Source organism: Stenotrophomonas sp. NPDC077421, assembly GCF_049545505.1.
GTDB classification, from domain to species: Bacteria; Pseudomonadota; Gammaproteobacteria; order Xanthomonadales; family Xanthomonadaceae; genus Stenotrophomonas; species Stenotrophomonas nematodicola.
Map to the genome: position 1 here is coordinate 132,912 of NZ_JBMWDP010000004.1, position 17,996 is coordinate 150,907.

The 17,996-nt window shown below is 58.0% G+C and carries 16 protein-coding genes; 8 read left to right on the forward strand and 8 right to left on the reverse strand.

Going from position 1 to position 17,996, the window contains the following annotated elements; all coding sequences use genetic code 11:
* Window positions 1-114 precede the first annotated feature (114 nt).
* The 4 genes from ACPEH1_RS03820 (at window position 115) to ACPEH1_RS03835 (ending at window position 2,535) form a co-directional block, all read left to right on the forward strand.
* Window positions 115-366 carry a hypothetical protein gene (locus tag ACPEH1_RS03820; protein ID WP_152151117.1) on the forward strand — a complete coding sequence of 84 codons (252 nt, stop codon included), beginning with the start codon at window positions 115-117 and terminating at the stop codon, window positions 364-366.
* Window positions 367-664: 298 nt separating this feature from the next.
* Entirely contained in the window at window positions 665-1,591 is a 927-nt protein-coding gene (locus tag ACPEH1_RS03825) for an MBL fold metallo-hydrolase (protein ID WP_423715292.1), read from the forward strand.
* 10 nt (window positions 1,592-1,601) lie between these two features.
* The gene (locus tag ACPEH1_RS03830) at window positions 1,602-1,739 is read left to right on the forward strand and encodes a hypothetical protein (RefSeq protein WP_423715294.1); all 138 of its coding nucleotides are present in this window, start codon (window positions 1,602-1,604) and stop codon (window positions 1,737-1,739) included.
* 16 nt (window positions 1,740-1,755) lie between these two features.
* A complete protein-coding gene (locus ACPEH1_RS03835; protein ID WP_152151122.1) occupies window positions 1,756-2,535 on the forward strand; it encodes a hypothetical protein in 780 nt (259 codons plus the stop codon).
* Between the two features lie 45 nt (window positions 2,536-2,580).
* On the opposite strand, the gene ACPEH1_RS03840 is transcribed toward ACPEH1_RS03835, so the two are convergent.
* The 7 genes from ACPEH1_RS03840 to ACPEH1_RS03870 form a co-directional block, all read right to left on the reverse strand.
* Window positions 2,581-3,933 (reverse strand): hypothetical protein, encoded by a 1,353-nt coding sequence (locus ACPEH1_RS03840; RefSeq protein ID WP_152151125.1) that lies wholly within the window; start codon window positions 3,931-3,933, stop codon window positions 2,581-2,583.
* Window positions 3,934-4,610: 677 nt separating this feature from the next.
* Complete coding sequence (locus tag ACPEH1_RS03845; RefSeq protein ID WP_152151127.1) at window positions 4,611-4,979, reverse strand: H-NS family nucleoid-associated regulatory protein; 369 nt, start codon at window positions 4,977-4,979, stop codon at window positions 4,611-4,613.
* A 208-nt stretch (window positions 4,980-5,187) separates the two neighbouring features.
* Window positions 5,188-6,069 (reverse strand): hypothetical protein, encoded by an 882-nt coding sequence (locus tag ACPEH1_RS03850; RefSeq protein ID WP_152151129.1) that lies wholly within the window; start codon window positions 6,067-6,069, stop codon window positions 5,188-5,190.
* A gap of 767 nt (window positions 6,070-6,836) precedes the next feature.
* Window positions 6,837-7,634, reverse strand: a complete 798-nt coding sequence (locus ACPEH1_RS03855) for a hypothetical protein (protein WP_152151131.1) — start codon at window positions 7,632-7,634, stop codon at window positions 6,837-6,839.
* Window positions 7,624-8,010, reverse strand: a complete 387-nt coding sequence (locus ACPEH1_RS03860; protein WP_319020619.1) for an HNH endonuclease — start codon at window positions 8,008-8,010, stop codon at window positions 7,624-7,626. Before ACPEH1_RS03860 ends, ACPEH1_RS03855 begins: the two co-directional genes overlap by 11 nt.
* 266 nt (window positions 8,011-8,276) lie before the next feature.
* Window positions 8,277-8,765, reverse strand: coding sequence for a hypothetical protein (locus ACPEH1_RS03865; RefSeq protein WP_152151135.1), 489 nt, complete (start codon window positions 8,763-8,765; stop codon window positions 8,277-8,279).
* A 119-nt stretch (window positions 8,766-8,884) separates the two neighbouring features.
* Window positions 8,885-10,294 (reverse strand): site-specific integrase, encoded by a 1,410-nt coding sequence (locus ACPEH1_RS03870; protein WP_152151136.1) that lies wholly within the window; start codon window positions 10,292-10,294, stop codon window positions 8,885-8,887.
* Window positions 10,295-11,180: 886 nt separating this feature from the next.
* Here ACPEH1_RS03870 and ACPEH1_RS03875 point away from each other — a divergent pair.
* Together ACPEH1_RS03875 and ACPEH1_RS03880 are read left to right on the forward strand one after the other, a co-directional pair.
* Window positions 11,181-11,738 (forward strand): hypothetical protein, encoded by a 558-nt coding sequence (locus tag ACPEH1_RS03875; RefSeq protein WP_152151138.1) that lies wholly within the window; start codon window positions 11,181-11,183, stop codon window positions 11,736-11,738.
* Between the two features lie 365 nt (window positions 11,739-12,103).
* The gene (locus ACPEH1_RS03880) at window positions 12,104-13,177 is read left to right on the forward strand and encodes a Shedu anti-phage system protein SduA domain-containing protein (protein WP_152151140.1); all 1,074 of its coding nucleotides are present in this window, start codon (window positions 12,104-12,106) and stop codon (window positions 13,175-13,177) included.
* A 153-nt stretch (window positions 13,178-13,330) separates the two neighbouring features.
* On the opposite strand, the gene ACPEH1_RS03885 is transcribed toward ACPEH1_RS03880, so the two are convergent.
* The gene (locus ACPEH1_RS03885; protein WP_152151142.1) at window positions 13,331-13,813 is read right to left on the reverse strand and encodes a hypothetical protein; all 483 of its coding nucleotides are present in this window, start codon (window positions 13,811-13,813) and stop codon (window positions 13,331-13,333) included.
* A 425-nt stretch (window positions 13,814-14,238) separates the two neighbouring features.
* Between ACPEH1_RS03885 and ACPEH1_RS03890 the strand changes: the two genes are divergently transcribed.
* Window positions 14,239-16,929: a UvrD-helicase domain-containing protein gene (locus ACPEH1_RS03890; protein ID WP_423715295.1), complete on the forward strand. Its 2,691-nt coding sequence runs from the start codon at window positions 14,239-14,241 to the stop codon at window positions 16,927-16,929.
* Window positions 16,930-17,116: 187 nt separating this feature from the next.
* A complete protein-coding gene (locus ACPEH1_RS03895) occupies window positions 17,117-17,914 on the forward strand; it encodes a lysozyme inhibitor LprI family protein (protein ID WP_423715296.1) in 798 nt (265 codons plus the stop codon).
* Window positions 17,915-17,996: the final 82 nt, after the last annotated feature.

A 17,996-nucleotide genomic window follows, 5' to 3' on the forward strand; every position in this document is an offset into this window, starting at 1 on the left:
GATAAGCTGACGTTGGGCACGGTTGGAGGACAGCGAGGCATCTTTCTCCAGTGCAACAAGTCGGAGAAAAAGTCGGTGGTTCGTAGATATTTTCCGGATGGCAGGCGGCAGTGGATGAGTGAGAAGGTGCAGTCCAGGCACACGGATGGCACGCCAAAGCATCTCCACATTCCAATCTTGGAAGAGGGCGTCTACGAGGTGCTCGGTCAGCCCAAACTTAGCGGGTTCTATGCGCTCTACCTTAACGAGAAGGGCTACATGTCCTACTGTGCGCTGGATCCAAACATGGCCGCCGCGCTGCTGGCGAAGTTCGGTTCCGATGGGCTGCGTGCAGCCTTGGTCGCTATGGGGAAGGCGGTCTATTGACCCGCACAGGCCTGTCAACGATTGCATGACGACGGAGAAGTCATGTTGGAAGCTGGCTTTAGTTGGAATGTAGCGGGCGCGGCTAGCATTGCCCCATGCCTGGAAAAGCAAGGACGGGCGGCTGCCAGTGGCGGCGAACTAGGCCGGCAGGTCTTGGCGGCTTTGTGGTGCATGGCCCGTCTGTATTCAGGGCCTTTTTAATAGAAGATTCTCCTCTGATGGCGGTTCCCGCCAACGGGCGGAGCATTTCGTCTCAACCTTGCTCAGATGAGTAACCTTAGCCAACAGGGGGCTAAACGTGGCTGATAGTATCGAGTTGGATTTCTTAGGGGTTGAAACTTCCAAAAGCGGTGACGCCATTGGCGTGCGTTACGAGTTGAATGGGCAGACCCGGATCCATGTGGTGGATGGTGGCTACCTGGAGACCGGTGATCGCCTGGTCGAACACATCGCCAAGCACTACGGTACCGGCAAGGTTGACTCGGTGGTGCTGACCCATCCGGACAGCGATCACGCAAACGGCCTGCGCAAGGTCCTTGAGCGTTGCGAAGTGGGGGAGCTTTGGATGCATCGGCCTTGGCTCTATGCGCAAGAGCTTCTCCCCCGGTTTGAGACCTACAACTCCGTGGATGCTCTGCGTAGTCGCCTGCGCAAGCTGTATCCGGGGCCGGCGGCGCTGGAGGAACTTGCGCTTGAGAAGAACATCCCTATCCGCGACCCGTTCCAAGGCGCCTGCATCGGCGATTTTTTGGTGCTGGCCCCGACGCGTGCCCGCTACTTGGACCTCGTGGTCGCATCCGAGCGCACGCCAGAGGCAGCGAGGGAGCGCACGCTCGTCGAGGCGTCTCTCGAAGGCTTGGCTGCGTTGGCCAAGGCTGCCAAGAACTTGGTACAGGGTTTGTGGGGGCAGGAATTCTTCCCAGTCGGTGGGACCAGCGAAGAGAACGAGATGAGCGTGGTGCAGACCATCGTCATCAATGGCAAGCGCGTGCTTCTGACTGGAGACACGGGTCGTAACGGCCTCACTGAAGCCGCCGACCACTTGGAGGCGATGGGTGGGACGCTGCCTGGCGTCTGGGGATTTCAAGTGCCACACCACGGGGGGCGTCGAAACGTCAACACCGAGGTCCTCAACCGCTGGTTGGGCGAGCCTACAGTCCCAGGAGGACGGGTACAACTTCAATGCGGTGTGCAGTTCCGCCAAGGCCGACACGGCGCACCCTAGGAAAGTCGTGGTGCGCGCGATGATCCACCGGGGTGCACATTTCTGTGCCACGGAAGGTCGGGATGTGTTGCTCTCCACCGGCATCTCGCGGGCCAACTGGGGAAGCATCGAGCAGACCCCGTATCCGCCCGACTACGAGCAGGACTGAGGGAGCGAAGACCAACGTGTCCAATCCTATTGCTCTAGGTCAGCTGCTTGCCCAAGTATCGGATCCCTATGATCGCAACGCTAGGCTTGCTCCTGCTCTGATCGTGCTGATGCCGCTGACCGTGTCCTTCATTGCAGCGTTTCGAGACGAGCTCGACACTATGCAGGTTGTGGCGACCGTCATTGCGACTTTCTGCGCGCCGTTCTTGCTCTCCAGCGTGGTGCGCTTCCAGGGCAAGAAGCTCGAAGAGAAGTTGGTCAGGAAGTGGGGAGGCATGCCTTCCACTATTCTTCTTCGTCACCGAAACGAGCGACTGAACCCTGTTACGAAGGCCGGGTATCACAAGGCGATCCAGGAAAAGCTGAAAGCAGAGGTTCCGTCGGCTGCCAAGGAAAGGGGCAGCCCGGGCAAGGCCGACCATGCTTACGAGGACGCTGTTGCCAAGCTGCGGGAGAGGACTCGCGGCACGGAAGCGTTGGTGTTTAAGGAGAACATCTCCTACGGCTTCTTCCGGAACATGTCGGCGCTGCGCCCATTTGGCGTGGCGACCTCTGCCGCCGGCGTGCTCGTGGGCCTGCTTATGACCGGAGCGTTGACCCTCAATCCGCTTGCTTTTACTTGGTCGTCGCTGCTGCACCCAGGCTTTGAGGGCGGCACGACACTGCTGGTTTCGGGGGTGTTGCTCTTCCTGTGGTGTAGCAGCTTCAGTCATTGCCGCGTCGAGAGCGCGGCCTACGCATACGCTGAGAGGCTTTTGACAGCGTTTGATCGTCTTCCCAGCAGCCAATCGCCGTGACGGGGACTGCTCCGGCGCGTTGCTGAATGGAATGGCGGGATGCCCCTACGTTTGCGTAAGGGCCATTGCCTTTGGGCAGGCGGCCAAGTGCGGGAGCGCGCCGGCTGGCACGGTCCAGCCGATGCGGATGCCATCCAAATGAGTGGTGGGGTGGTGTGCCGTTGCTCGGGCGTGACCCGGAGGGCCGACGTTAGCGTTGCCAGGCGCGGGAACGGCCCAGCCAGTGTGAGTCCAGCCGGCTGCATCATACGCGTGCACTCCCGCAGGGCGAGGGTGGGAGACCCCGTACTTTCCGTGCGCGTTACCAGGGCCGAAGGAATAGGCCAACCGGGCGTAGTCGAGCGCCGGCAAGGGCACCGGAGCGCCGGCGCCATGGACGCGGGCCCCGTGGTGGGTGGCCACCAAGCCCGTAATGGGATGTTTTAGGGCCCCTGGAATGTTGTGGTAACTGGCATCGCCAGGCAACAGCCAACGCTTGCCTCTGCGCTCGGCGATCAGCGCCAGTCCTGACTCATTGCGGTCACCTGCAGGCCCTTTGCAACGAACGAGCTTGATTCCAGAACCTAGGCGAACAGTGGCCGAAGTGCTGAGCAGAAGCGTTCTTCCTCCCGCGGCCCAAATGTTCATCAGGAACACAATGTGTTTGATCGTCTCTGGGATGGGGGCAATCCAGGTGCGCGTCAGAAGGCCTGTATCAATGGTGGCTCCAGCCCAATGGTCTGCGTCCCAGTGGGAAAGGACAACAATAGGGTCCGCGCACTGGCAGAAGCTGATGTTCGGTGGCCGCGTGGGAGCATTGCGGTATACGCCGCAGCCCACGTCAAAGTAGATGCGCGCAACGCCTTCGCGGCACAGCAATGCATTGGCCGACCCCTGGCCCACATCGAGCACCGCTAGCTCCTCAATGTGCCGGGCCGTGGGCTTGGGCTTGGGCCTTGCGCGGGACATCAGAGCTTTGCTTGGAAAAAACATGAGGTTGTTCAGCTGCTGACTCCTGCGGTGCATCAGTGGAAGGCGCAAAGCGTCAAATGCCACAGTCTGGGGCGGGGAAAAGAGGTTCGGATACAGTTGCCCGAGTAGTTGGCCCTCATCGGAAAGCTCAAGAAACATCCAGCGCCTGGCCTTTGGCCTAAACCGGCGATTCGCCTCGTCGAAGAATATGGTCAGCTGCAGGTGGAACAGCGGTGCCTCTTGAAAGAACTCCTCGCATGCGTCGGCGCTCGCGGCATTGTTGTTCAGACCACAGCGCTCGCTGAATTCGGCGAACCACTCCGCCTCCACCCCGTCCAAGCCGACCAAGGCCAACCCTTCGCCCAACGGTTCGATAAAATCCACTTGCGCATACAGTCCCTTCGGGCGGGTGCGCTCCGGTGCGTCGAACGAGAAATGCGGGTTCATCGGAAACTCCATGTAAGCCAATTGCATTGAATGCTGCGCTCTATACGCCCGGTCATATTGCTGGTCGGCTAAGCTTGGGGGACGAGGCCTGCGTTGGTGGCGCCATTGACGGGGCTCTGCACCAACTCATCCAGACACCTCCGGACAACCCTCATTGCCTCTCATAGCCATTCAAGCCAAGGGGCATGGCGAGAGCTTAGCTCAATAGCCTCGCACCGGGGCCTTGGGGGGGGGGTGACAGCTAGAAATCTGTGAGACTGTACGCCTAGGCTCTCCATCCGAGCCCTTCTTGAGCTCTAGCTCCTTGCTTGCCTCCGCCTGCGCCCTTGGCAAACGGCGTGTAGTGTTGCCCGTTCGAGGGACACACAACGCAAGAACCACTTGCTTCCAGCCCACTACGGCGTAGGAGCAAACTGAGCGTGGGCAATTTAGCCTTTCTTGCGCCGGGCTCATCAAGTAGGCGGTCTCACTAATCAGTCAGAGCACGGGTGCGGACGCGCGGCTTGGTGAGGGGGCGATCCCACGCCCTGGTCTCAACCAGGCAGGTCGCCCACGTCTAGTCGCGCCCCGTCTAAATGTCGCGTTTAGAGGGCGACAGTTATGTCCGAGGCAAAAGGACTGCCGAGAGCTTGGGTTCGGGCCCGCTGGCGCCTTCACGCAGGCCAGCGGCCTCTTGCTTACTTGATCAAGAAATCAGCGGGTGACTTGCCGCTGTTTACTAGGGCTGCCATCCATCGGGGTTGCCTGCCGCGGCCGGTCCACGTTTCGCTTGCGTTGGCGGGGTTCCGATATTTAGGAGCCACCTTGCCGCCACTCGACTTTGTCGACTTCCTTCCCCCTTTCTTTTTCGCCGGCGGGTCCGTCAAGTTGGCCGGCGCTCCGTATAGCTCTTCAATCGTATAGCCATGGTCACGCACGTATTTGTTGATCTTGGCGCGCATAGCGGAGGCCTTGGGGCGCGTGAGGACTTTGGTCTGTTGCTTTTCAGCTGCGGTGATTAAGGAGCGCAAGTCCTTGGCCGACAGGCCGCTAAGATCAATGCTCATGAGAAGTTTTGCTAGGGATGGGAGGGCCAAGATTAGTCCGGAAGCTGCACTATCTCCAGTGCCTCCGTGGTGGGCTGTAGGTGCACGCGGGTCAAGCTCGCCCAGGCTTATCGTGCAACGGAGCATCTTCGGCAAGGCCGCAGGCAGTAAATTCGTAACCCCTGTTGCCCGTAGTTCCGGGATTCACTAACGATGTGCTTTGGAGGCGCTATGTCTTCTTATGGACTGCGGCAGAGTCAAGAGTGGTCTGGGCGCTGTTGCGTCTGGCCTCGTATTTCTGGATGCTGAGGACCTCCTTCTTGGTGCTGTCCAGAACCCCGGTGACCAGTTGTGCGTAGGCCTCTAAACGGGTGGCTCCTGTCTCTGGGATGTGGATGCCCGACTCATAAAACAGCCCATCCTTGAGGTAAAAGGACACGCGGAGGTCAAGTTGAGGAATCGGCCATGCACGGTTCATCTGTGACTCAACGTCGTCTTCCGGAATGATGAAGAAAAGAACGAACGTATTATTCCTTGATAGTTCAAGGAGCTTCTCAAATGTGGCGAAGTCCGGAGGATGCTTCCGAATGACCTCCAAAACAATGTCCGGTTGAGAGTGACTGGCGCAAAATGAAGATGTGGCTTTGCCGCAAAGATCTGATTCAATGTAGCTGCCGTCTGGATAGCGAACCCGTGCATCCGATCCCGTGAACCATTTGTAGTCGCTGCCGGCCCGTGACTTGAAGATTGGCTGGAAATCATACCGCTTCTTCTCATTCTTCTTTGCCGCGACTCGTCCACTTTTAGGGTGGATGTAAGCGCTGAAAGTCGGAACCAGAGTGACGATCTGAAATGCATCGCCAGACTTCTCCAACATGCGCTTCAAATAGATTATGCATTTGTTATGCGTCGAGTTATGAGCATCGCCAAGTAGGCGTTCTGCCGGAGCACTTCCAATGACCCTGAAGTGCTTGCTCGTTGGATGGTTTACCGGAACAACGATCTGTTGTTGCTCATTGCGAAGAACAGTCGAGCGCATTTCTGCCAGCTCCTTGGCCTTCGCGATGTCCAACTCTGTGTAGCTCTTGTTGTTCTCGCCTCTTGCAATCATCTGCCTATCCATTGGGAAGCATGACCAGATGATGTCGCCTTATAGATCGCCTTGCAACGTCATTAAGGCGCGGAGCGTTGGGTCAGCAGTAGCTTGGCAGTTTGGTGCCAGTTCGTCGGGAGATGTGGAAGACTCATCAGCATGATATCCATCTCATCCTGTAGATCTCGGGGAAGGCGGGGTGCGGATTTAAGTGCCTCTATCACTCGTCGGTGGTCATCGGTGCGACCTTCCTGAATCAATCTGTCAATCCACTGGTCACACGCCTCGTATTGCAGGGCGCGTATGGTGGCGACCTGCCATGCATTCCATACCTCCTCCAGCGTGTCATATTCTCCGCACAGCGAACGCCCCAGATCCGAGGGCTCCCGATCAGCGCAAACTGCGAGGATGTAAGCAGAACGCCCGGAGGTCAGCCGAAACCCGCAGGAGTCAAAGTATTTTGTGTGTTTTTTTTGGTGCATTTTCCAGTCTCCGGTCGCAATCTATCGCGAGCGGTGCACATGTCAATTAGCCCCATGCAGGCCCTGTGGAGGACGGTGCATCGCGCGTCCAGTCGGCGGGTGGAATGTCCATCGGCGAGGATGCGGGATGTCGGGTAGTTTGGTCTGTGGGCCCGACGTCCTTGAGTCAAACAGGCCCATCGCGCCTCGTCTTAGTCAGGGCCAATTACTTGCTTGGCGATTGCTGTCGGGCTTGGTTATCCAGTGCGCCCGCCCTAAGCATGGGGGCGCTTTGCCATGTTAATCGATCAGGCCTCCCGGACATCATCCCGGACTCCATACGCGAGCCGAGTGCCGGTGAGTACGCTTATTTCGGAGCGCCGCAATGTGGCTCTCGGTCGATGCATCCCTCTGGGAGAAAGAGTTGCACCTAACAAATTCTATGTCCTCCCAGAAGGCGACAACAGAGAAAAGCATCTGCTCCAACAAACTGCGAGGGAGCGTAATAGCGGCGAAGATGGGGTGGGATGGCGCACCAGCTGGGACGCTGATCTCGATGCCGGCGATGCTCAACACGGTGCCGGGGGCCAGCCAATGGGACCAGAGCGATGGGCACAACGTATGGAGTTCTTCGGCGGAGGATCCATCCCCATGGCGTAGAGCGTTAGCCAATACTCTGAGCACCTTGAGGTCTTGATAGTCTCCGAAGAGCTGAATCGGAGCGTCGAGCAGCTTCTTGAAGTGTCCCGGAATGCTGGCCGCCTTATCTTCAGACCAGTCGCTGCGTTGAATGCCTCGTTGAGCGCGGGCGTCCCAGGCCCTGTGCTTGGCGATCGCAAGGAGAAGGCTACGAATCCCTCTCTCATGCATGGATTGAGTGGTCAACAGAAAGCCTTCAACTGTCCGGTGATGAAGGGCTGCATATGAGTCTGCTCCAAAGATTCTTTCGGCCGAGTTCTCGCTTTGCTCCAGTGCGGAAATCTTGTGCTCTAAAGCGTCCAGCGAAGGAGCCACCACTTCGTCGCGGAACATGGTGAGTGCATGCATGTCTAAGCCAGCGAAGGCAACGAAGTTGTGGTCAGACCATCGGATCTGATCCAGGGTGGAGGGTTCAAATGTCATGCCAAGGCATCCTTGCAGAGGGCCACCATTTTCCCTGTGCGACCCTACGGAGCACCAGTACTTTGAACTCATCTGCAGATGGGGCGGGCGCTGCCCGTTTGTGCCTGCGGTGATTGCAGGTAGCGTGAGCAGCTACCACGTTGTGCCTGGAGTCTTTGCCCCCGTCCTGCTTGGCAACTAGGTGTTCAGCGGTACATCTGAACGGAGCAGCCGAACGTGCGCGAAGACCTAGTTCATCCGGGGAGGCTTCCCACATTTTCATGCCGCAGTAGTAGCAACGACCAGACTGTTCCTGGAAGGCAAGGGTGCGGAGAGCTCTAAGTGTCTTGCTGGTCATGGTGGACTCCGGAATCGATAAGGATTCCCGCGCCCCCATTGGGTGGACCTCGGGCGCCCGGCCCCTAAGGTGGCCGAGCACAAGCCTGCGCTTCTGCGACTGACAATCGGGTTATACGGTGTAAGCGCGGGTCGCGGCAAGCCCTAATCAAAGAGGCATTGTGGGCCTGATCTCCAACCTGCAGCCCGCATTGAGGTGCCGTGGCGAGTGGCTTTGCCAGCTCGATCGAAACCGGTGCGGCATTGAGCGGGCCGCGGGACCGAGGGGAGTACGACTCGGCGGGTGAGCTAGCGGCGCGCATCCCCTCATTGGGCGGGGTCTAAATCTTCGGAGAGCTGCCGCCAAACATGGGTGGCCGTGGCACCAAGGTTGATGAGAATCGCAGCGTCCCCAATCTCGGAAAGCCGATCAAGGAGGTGCCTTCGCTCGTCCCCCTTGAACACCCAGTAGTGGTGGTAGGGAGGGGAACAGACCAAAGCCGCATCGGTGGAGGGTGCCCCTGTCCGGAACAGCCGCCTCAGACCCTCTTGGGACACTACCGAGTTGGCCTGGTCGTAGGTCAGTCCCATTTCTATCAGTTGCTTCGCCAGCCGCATCAGGCAGAGATCAGTGAAACCAAATCGCTTCCAAGATGCGCGGACGGTGCTCAGATCCGGGGCGGCAGCGTCTTTGCCCACCATCGGGATTAGAACCCCGCTGCGGCCCAAGAGCCCCCGCTTGAGGTAGCTACGCAAGCCCTCGTAGCCGATGCCTACTATCTCTGCGGCGCGGGCGGTGGTGACGGTAGTCTCCATCTCGACTCCAAAAGTGGTGTTGTTAGGACCAATAGTTGACCGAGTGAAAAGCGGTGTCAACAAGACCGATTTGCGGGTGTCGCCTAGGGCAGAAAAGGGATCGGAACTTCCCGACTCACCTACGGATAGAAGCTCTTCTTGTCCCGTAGTCGCTCCTTGAACTGTCCTCGTACATACTTTGGCAGAACGACTGGAGGCGTGAAGTCCTCGAGCATCCTCATGGATAGCGGGCGAGCTTGTTCCGGCAGCATGCCCTCATAGGCTCCTTTGATAACAGGTGCTTCATCCTCCCTCACTTGCCCTATCGTTGAGTGGCCGGTGATCAACGCAATCTGCGACGTTGTGTATCCCTTGCTGATCAGGCTGTTAATCAGCGTGTGGCGAAATGAGTGAAAGCTGGTGCCCTTAGAGAAGCCAAGAGTTTTCATGTAAGCGCCGAACTGGTGCACCAATGCCTGGCTGTAGCGCGCGTTTGTTTCACCGGTCTTTTGGTTGATACCCGCAGAGAGATGCGGGAAGAGGCGCGGATGTTTGGCCTCCTTGATGTCCTCCAGGAATTCTAGGAAGCCAGCATCCAGCAGGGGCTGTGCAATTGGAATTTTTCGTATAGCTGAGGGGCCCTTCAGGCTTTGTCTGCTCTTTGCGCCTTTCGCCTGCGCAAGGTCATCGTCGGCGGTGACGCGGAGGTAGATAAACCACGTGTCTTCCTCTAAGGAAATATCCGCGACCTTCAGCTGAGCAATCTCGCCTATGCGTGCGCCAGTGTAGAGGCCGAGGATCGGTCCCCACCATCGGTGCGGCCATTTCTTTGCCCAAGGTGCAAAGCTGGCTGGTTCGAAGACGCGTTGAAGCTCTACATCACCAAGCGAACGATTGCGCTTCGGCTGCACGCCGACAAGATCTTTGCGGACCTTGCCGAATGCATCCATCGGCGAGGCAGCGATGGCCTTTGCATTGAGCAGTGCGTTGAAGAAAGCGCTTAGAAGTGCTCGCTGAAGCGCAAAACTAGAAGTGGCAGGGGAGGGAACATCCATGCTCTTGCCTAGTTCTATCAGCTCTTCGGCGGATAGAAGCTTCAGCTCCCTACCCGCATGGGTGCGCGAACGTGGCTGCCACCTCAATAGATCGCAGAGCATGTAGATATGACGCCTTTCGATATGTGTAACGCGAATATCTCCACAAACCTTCTGAAGATTTGAGAGGGATCGAGCCGATGCTTCGATAGAGGAGGGCCGGATGTTCCTCCGCTTCATGTGCAGGAGGTAGTCCGCTATCTCTTCTGACAACAAGCCCGCCGGCGTGGCTAGGGGCAGTGAGGGCGGGTAGATTGTGCCGTTCTTACGGGCTCCAGGGCGCGCGGTCTTCTCTAGGGCGAAGCGAAGAAGTTCTTCAAAATGTGTTCTGGACTTTGCGTTGCTGATTTCTACGCCGCAGAACTTAACCCTTCCGACTTTTACAAACTCAATCTTAACGGTGCTGTCGCCAGCATCGGCCTGAGATGGGCTTGGTGTGGTCTTTGCATTTTCCACTTTCGTTGCTTCCGCTGGTATATGTAAGCTTGATACGGAAGCTATTTGTCAAGTCAATGCGTGATGGCCTGTGGTCCCCTACGTGGAATAACACCTTTAGGATTGGCGGATGCGACGCTGCGATGGACGAAGGGCTCTCCATTTTTTTATGTGTAAAAGCGGCCTGCGACTCTATATTTAAGTAGATTCAGTATCTGCGGGCTGGCCAAATTTTGGAGATCGCCTATACTGTTCAATAATGACTTTCCTAACAAAACAGCCAATTTTAGTTAGTAAATTAAGCTGTACCTAGGATGAATGTTTGGTTATTTCGTGGGGTATTTGTTGGGTGGTAATGGCGATTCGGAGTGAGAGTTGTGGTTTGGGCGGAGCTCAGGCCCCTGCCCACCAGATCCAGCGTGGCTCAACGCCCAGACTCATCACCTCTCCAAGGCTCTGAAGTCTCTTGATAACAAGAGGGGCGGGGCCTCGCGGGTCTGCCTAAGATGTGTCGACAGCGGGGCTGTCGATAAGCTGGGGGTCGAAGCAGTTCAGCTACGGCCTGGCTCACCCCGGGCAAGGGGGAAATCACTCGCCGGGGTGTCGCTTCTTCCACTCGGTATGTGCGACGGTTCCCTCCCAGGCAAGGAATGCCTTTAGCGGGCGCCCTCGGCCAGACCACGTCTCACCGCTGAAGGGCAGCCAGAACCGGAGCGTCAGGTCTATCTTTTGAGCCCTGGCGGCCTTGGCTCGTTTAGGCGGCTTCGAACTGACGTTCCGTCCGATCGCTTCGCGGATCTTACGCTGCTGCGTGGGGCTGAAATCCTCGAAATAGGCAAGGCGCAGCCTACTGCAACCAGCCAATGGGATATAGTTCCTCCAGCCTCAAGGAGCCGCAGGGAAAGTTATGGCATGGAAGGAACCGGACACCCAATCAAGCAGTGCTGAGGGCGTGGGAAATGCGGGGACTAGAGGATGGCGTGAGTGCGTTTATGACAGCCTCCCCTATGTGTATCTTGCGCTTTTCATGCTTTTGATCGCCCTGACATTTTGGCCGCCAACAAATGGGCTGCTGGTCAGGCTCGGGAATCTATGCGTTATCGGCGGAACAGCCTGTATTGCATCCGGCGTGATATTGCCTAGCCAGCTGATCTCGCATGCAAGAAGGGTTATTTCAGATGAGAGTCAAAGCCCGACGCGTTATACAACGAGATCAGAGGTAGTGGACATTATCGTAGAAGTTATCTCGGAGCTTGAGGTGAAGAGGAGCTTGAGCCAAGCGAAGGATGAAATCGAGCGGCGCTGGAGCACTTCCGAGGTTGAAGACGCTGGCCGAGCGATGATCAGTTCGAAGAATATTGCTCAGGCTTTTTTGAGATCTTCTAAGCGCACCTACATTGGCTCTGCCGGCATCATCGTCGGAACGCTACTCCTTTGCGCTGAGCAGTTTGTTAGAATTTCCTAGCTTCGTCAGCTTATCCACCCGGCGAAGCGTGCATAAATCGCTGCTATGCCAACCACGAAAATCCCAATGACGATTCGAGTTTCTGTCTTTAGCTCGTCAGCGTTTGGTCTCTCTGGTTTTTTGGGTCGCTTCTCATTGCTGTTCATGATGCCCTCCTGGGATTAGTCAAGTTAGCGCAGGCTGCTGCTTCGTCAAGGTGGGGCCACATCTGCGGTCCGCACGCCCATGCCTTATCCGTCTGGGCCGGAGTGTCTATCTAGGCTTGAGTTCTTCTTTGGTAGGGGTGATACCCTCGACTTCAAGCTGGCCGCTTCAGTTGCGGCTTCTTTCAACACGCCATTCTGTCACTGGAAAAAGCTGGCGAGATGAGCAAATCGTCCTCGATATCAAAAGTGGTCAGGAAGCAGGCCAGTAGCGGTAAGGTCGACTTCGTCCCGCCTGTTGTGTTGAACGAGACCAGTCAAAGCCTCCTTCAAGCAATCGGATGGTTCATCCCGCACAGTGATCGCACTGGGTTCTCGGTGAAGTTGGAGGGCTTCAAGGGCGGGAAAGGACGCCCCTTGGTTGAGGACAAGCTGAAATCGCTTACTCTCACCGAAGAAGCCACTCTCCAGCTTTTTAAGTACCTTCAGACCCATCTGCCTTTGGCCCAGCAGTCTGAGGCTGGGGAGTTCATTCTTATCAAGGTGGCGAACGGGGCAGTCGACCTTACCGGTCATGATCCGCAGTCACTGGTTGGTGCGCTGACCAAAGTCCTATCGCACTCTGAGCTGGTCGAGCACCTCGCCAGCACGGAGCTGACCCAAGAGCTGACAGTGGCGCTGCGAGGGTCCATTCGCCTCAATGAAATGCGATCCGCGGTCGCTGAACTGCGCTCCAGCCTGGGACGTAGAGAATCAGCTGAGCAGGTCTACCAGGCGTGGTGTGAGAAGCATTGTTGGGCTTTCGGGAACGCTTACGTCGTCCGGGATGAGGTGCGGTCGATTACGACGGGCGACAACATCGACCTAATGTTGCCTAACGTCATCGCAGGCTACAGGGACATCGTAGAACTGAAGCGGCCGGACATGGACGTGCTGCTTTACGACAAAGCGCACAAGAACTTCTATTTCTCCGCCGATGTGTCCAAGGCATTGGGGCAATGCCACCGATACTTAGACATGCTTCACGAGTTCGCTGCTAGAGGGCTTCTCGACCACAAGGAAGTAGTGGCCTATCACCCGCGGGCGACGATCGTCATTGGGCGCTCTCATGATTGGAGCGATGAACAGCAACGAGCGCTCCATGGGCTCAACCGGCGTATGCATGGGATCACCGTTATGACTTACGACCACCTCCTGGCACAAGGTGAGCGGTTGTTGGAAGTTATGTCCCCCGCGGCGGGCCAAGAGACTGGAGCGGTAGCTGCCACCGAACTCGACGACGACATTCCTTGGTAGGCCCCGACAGGGTGTGGTAAGCCTACTAATGTCGGCTCAGCCGGTTGCGCCGACCTTTGAAAGGGGGCATATGCCGCTCAAGACCGCATTGAGTCGCGCGACGCAACGGAAGATCGGTGAGAATGCTCGTCCAAGAGGGAGCGATACACAGGTCTACTTGGAGCTCTCGGTGGCATCGGTGAGCCTTGCTTTCGCCGTCCGATAAGCCTCATTGCTGGCGATCAACGCCGCGCATGCGTTCTGCCGATCTTCGCGTCGGCGAGGCTGGTCCTCTTTATATAGGGCTATCTCTCGATCGAGGTCTGCCAACTCTCGATCACGCTTGGCTTGGTAATCAGGGTCCGACATCCGCCTCTTTGCCTGGATGAGCAGCTCAGTAGTGCCGGCTTCTCCTGTGTTGACCAACTTGTCCCACTCCTCGTCGGCCTTCAGCTCGCCAATGCGTATCAGACGCTGTCGAACCTCGTTGGAGTCTCGGGTTTCCAGCTCGCGGGCTTGGTCGCATTGCTCGCGACTCCGGGTAACTTGTTCGCCAAGCCTTTCCACTTCTGTGCGAAGGCCGCGGCTGCTGTCGCAAGCCGTCAAGACCAACGCCATGAGTAGTGCAAGGATGGTGGGTGCGGTTGGGGTGCGCATGTTCTTCCTTGCGTTGGTCGCGTCTTCCGATGGAATGTGTGGTCGTGGCCTTGGAAGGCTGAGCCCAGCAAAGCTAAGGGCGGCTCCTACAGGCTCTGGGCCTATTCTAGGGGTCTGGTTGGCTGGACTCCAAGCCTGTCGTTGGAGCCGATTCCGTGGTCAACTGGGGCATTGGCCTCGGATTACGCTGCCTCTCAGCCAATCATGACTTGCTGCTTCGCCAGACGAACGCGGCCTCCCGAGCCTCCTCGGTCGGCGCACAGTTGGCCGGATTTCGTTCAACAACAGCACACCCTCAATAATCTTGTGGACGGGTGGGCCTCGATACATAACTGGTCAGATTGCGCGATATTCGCCGTGGATTGGCGTCCTCATGGCATCATTGGTCCCCCAGGGCGCGGGGCAGAAAGACCGAGGGTGGGGCAGTGGAGTTTCTAATATTCATTGGGGTGCTGTGGCTTCTGGGCGCGATCTTCGGCAAGAAGCCGCCTAAGCCTCGCCCGGTCGATCCAAAGGTGGCGGAGGAAGCTCGTGTCAACGCAGCCCAATCGCAGGCCGCCTTCGATGAGAAGTTCAAGCGATGGATCGAAGAAGCTCTGGCCTTTGCCGGTCAAGGGCGCTGGATCCCGAAGGGGACGGCGAGTCGGTTTCTGGCATCCCACCCAGCCCCCAAGCATCAAACCAAGACTTGGAAGCAGGCTGTTGGGGAGTCATCGCCGGAGGAAACCCTGCGGCTGCGCTATGGGAATTCGAATAGCGAACACATGGAGATCCAGAGGGTCGCGTGCGATAGCTTCTTCAAGACGGTGGAAAAGAACCCCCTCACCGAAGAACAGATCTTTGCTTGCATCTGCATGGACGATGCGGTGATGGTCGTCGCCGCGGCTGGGTCGGGCAAGACCTCCACGATGGTGGCCAAGACTGGCTATGCCTTGCACCAAGGTTTGGCCAAGCCCGAGCAGATATTGCTGCTGGCTTTTAATAAGGCTACCGCCGAGGAAGTGGGCGTTCGCATTGCAGAGCAGTTGAGGGGGGTGCCTCAGGTGGAGAGTGTCCGGTCCAGCACCTTCCACGCTTTTGGCATTGACGTTATCGCGAAGGCCACGGGCAAGAAGCCGTCCCTTGCCCCTTGGGTCGATCCCGGTAACCCCGGCGCTGATGTAAGGGAGGTGGGCGACATCATTCAAGTGCTGTGCGAACAGGACAAGGCATTCAAACGTGACTGGGACATGTTCCGGACCGTATACGCGCGGGATGTTGGCAAATGGGGCCAACCGGACGAGCCCGAGGCCTACGGCAACGGCGTGCGTGGCTTCCGTACGGCCCGTGGTGAGGTGGTCAAAAGCAAAGAGGAGCGTACGATCGCCGACTGGTTGTTCTACAACGGCGTGACCTACGAGTATGAGCGTGCTTACGAGCACGACACGGCCGATCACCAGTTCCGGCAGTATTTTCCAGACTTCTACTACCCAGAAATTCAGCTGTACCACGAGCATTTCGCCCTTAACGGGAAAGGGCATGCGCCCAAGCATTTCAAGGACTATCTGGCGGGGGTCGAGTGGAAACGGGAGCTCCACGCCAAGTTCGGGACGGCCCTGTTTGAGACCACATCGCATGGCCTGCTGATCGGCGAGGCCATCCCTACCTTGGCAAAGGCACTGTTGGCGCGCGGTGTGCGCCTGGTATTTGAGCCTGACAGGGAGGGGGGAGGACTGTCGCCTGTGCAGGCGCAGGACTTGGCCCGCTCGTTCCGGGTGTTCCAGCAGCACGTCAAGAACAACGGTCTTACCCGGCAAGATCTGCAAGCCGCACTGATAGCCCAGTCTCAGGACGGGTTTGGTGCACGCTTACGCATGTATTTGGCGCTCTACGAGCGGATCGCCGAGGAATGGGAGCGGCGCCTCCAGCGCGGCAACTTCATTGACTTCGAGGACATGCTGATCTTGGCCGCGGGGCACGTGGAGTCTGGTGCCTACAAGAGCCCGTTCGTTCTTATTCTGGCCGATGAGTTCCAAGACAGTTCACGGGCCCGCATTCGGCTGTTGAGGGCGTTGTCGAACCAATCTGATCCGCCAGCGCACCTCTGCGTGGTGGGCGACGACTGGCAGGGCATCAATCGCTTCGCTGGATCGGACATTACCGTGATGACCGAATTTGAGAAGACTTTCGCCCACGCCACGCGCTTGTCCCTGGGCACCACGTTCCGGTGCCCCCCGGAACTTTGCGATATCTCCAGCCGGTTCATCCAGGCCAATCCCGCGCAGATCAAGAAAAATGTCAAGACCACCAATCCGTTGACCAAGACCCCACTCCTTGCCTACGGGTTCGCGGAGCAGGCGAGCATCGTGGGTCATGTGGAGAAGCAATTGGCCCATATGCACCACCTGGCTGTAAGCGGGAAGCTGACGCCGCTCAAGGGGCGTCACATCACCGTCATGCTTCTGGGGCGCTACCGGGATGACAGGCCGGGTGCGTTGGACGTGTGGCAACGCCGCTTCGGCGACAAGCTGAGCATCGAGTATCGAACTGCCCACGGTTCCAAGGGATTGGAGTCAGAGTACGTCTTCATCCTGAACGTGGTGGAGGGCAACCGAGGGTTTCCGAGCCAGATCCAAGACGACCCTGCGCTGCAGTTAGCCATGCCGGCACCCGACCCCTTCCCTGTAGCGGAGGAGCGGCGCTTGTTCTATGTGGCCATGACCCGTGCCCGTAAGCAGGTTAGGCTGTATACGACCCTCAGCCAGCCTTCGCGCTTTCTGGTGGAGTTGGTGAAGCAAGGGCACCTCAAGATCGAACCCATCGATGGTGAGGCCTTGGAGCCGTGCCCACAGTGTGGGCGTGGGATCCTGCAGCTGCGGTCGGGACCTTACGGCGACTTTCACGGATGCAGTCGCTTCCCTGCTTGCACCTTCAAGCTCAAGGCGGACCAAGACGCGCCTTTGAAATTCCAGGTCAAACCTCGAACCCAGCGACTGCCGGCGAGCACACGGGCAGGTGCCCAATGCCCCGTATGCAAGCAAGGGGTGCTTCAGTCGCGGAACGGTCGCAACGGCTCCTTCTTGGGTTGCTCCCGGTTCCAAAGCGGTTGTAAGGCGACTCGGAGCCTATCGGACTGATGGGCTTGTGTAGCTTTAGACGACGAGCGCGCTGCCCTGTATTTGTGGCCCAGCTCCTAAGGCTTAACTGGCGGCGCATAGTGCCCGGATGGGTCCCCTGGGGGCTTGTAGGCTCTGAAAGCTAAAGAAACGACGCATTTAGCCGATAGAGCATCAAGTTATTCCAGCCAGAATGCGCGAGGACAGGATGTCGAGAAAGATCGTTGGTTTTAGTGTGGCGTTGATACCACTGTTGCTGGCCGGTTGCGGCGCGAGCAAGCCTCCGGCTTGCGGTGATGAAAGCACGCTGGATTTGATCAGAAGCATCATCCAGCGGGAGCTGGGCGCGGGCAGTTCCGCAGCCTCCCTGGACGCAAAGGCGCTGCGAGAGGTTCTGGCCATTTCCTTGGCGCACCCCACCAGCTTTGACGAGGCAATCAGCCGCTACAGCTGCGAGGCGGACCTCACCGCTCCGTTCAACAACCCCGGCCAGGACGTCTACAAACTTCGGCTCGAGTACACCTCTCAAGTCGTCGACGGGGACCACTTGGCGGAGGTGCGCGTGCTTCCTGGTGATCTCATCGGCATCGGAGCTGCGATCCGCTCCAACCTTCAAAGCAAGCAGAAAGCGCCTGAGCCCGCCGCGGCTCCGCTTGCAAGTGAGCCCGCACCCGCGGCGCAGGAGGACTTTGACGACCTGGCATCGGTAAAGTCAGATGATTACACGGACGTCGAGGAGGTCGAGCCGTCGTTGGGCGCCCCCAGCCCTAGCTTTGACTGCTCCAGGGCATCATCGTCAGTGGAGCAAATGATATGTGCCGATGGTGAGCTGGCCCGGCTAGATAGCGAAACGGCCGAGGCCTTCAAGGTGGCACGTTCCCATTCCGCCGATCCTAGCTCTATAAGCACGGACCAAGGACGCTGGAGAAGGGAGGTGCGCGACGCGTGCGGGGACAGTTCGTGCGTTAGTGACGCCTACCGTGCTCGCCTAGCTGAGCTCAACTGAATCTCTTCATTAGACTTGGGGAGGTCTAGGAGAGGCGGAGCCGATGATTGCTCAAGCGGGGCGGAGGGCCCCTCCGCCTCGT

Excerpts from the sequence above, each read along its gene's own strand:
- ACPEH1_RS03820 (WP_152151117.1), top strand. The coding sequence starts at position 115 with ATGAGTGAGAAGGTGCAGTCCAGGCACACGGATGGCACGCCAAAGCAT.
- ACPEH1_RS03840 (WP_152151125.1), bottom strand. The coding sequence starts at position 3,933 with ATGAACCCGCATTTCTCGTTCGACGCACCGGAGCGCACCCGCCCGAAG.
- ACPEH1_RS03845 (WP_152151127.1), bottom strand. The coding sequence starts at position 4,979 with ATGAGCATTGATCTTAGCGGCCTGTCGGCCAAGGACTTGCGCTCCTTA.
- ACPEH1_RS03850 (WP_152151129.1), bottom strand. The coding sequence starts at position 6,069 with ATGATTGCAAGAGGCGAGAACAACAAGAGCTACACAGAGTTGGACATC.
- ACPEH1_RS03855 (WP_152151131.1), bottom strand. The coding sequence starts at position 7,634 with ATGACATTTGAACCCTCCACCCTGGATCAGATCCGATGGTCTGACCAC.
- ACPEH1_RS03860 (WP_319020619.1), bottom strand. The coding sequence starts at position 8,010 with ATGGGGGCGCGGGAATCCTTATCGATTCCGGAGTCCACCATGACCAGC.
- ACPEH1_RS03865 (WP_152151135.1), bottom strand. The coding sequence starts at position 8,765 with ATGGAGACTACCGTCACCACCGCCCGCGCCGCAGAGATAGTAGGCATC.
- ACPEH1_RS03875 (WP_152151138.1), top strand. The coding sequence starts at position 11,181 with ATGGCATGGAAGGAACCGGACACCCAATCAAGCAGTGCTGAGGGCGTG.
- ACPEH1_RS03880 (WP_152151140.1), top strand. The coding sequence starts at position 12,104 with ATGAGCAAATCGTCCTCGATATCAAAAGTGGTCAGGAAGCAGGCCAGT.
- ACPEH1_RS03885 (WP_152151142.1), bottom strand. The coding sequence starts at position 13,813 with ATGCGCACCCCAACCGCACCCACCATCCTTGCACTACTCATGGCGTTG.
- ACPEH1_RS03895 (WP_423715296.1), top strand. The coding sequence starts at position 17,117 with ATGTCGAGAAAGATCGTTGGTTTTAGTGTGGCGTTGATACCACTGTTG.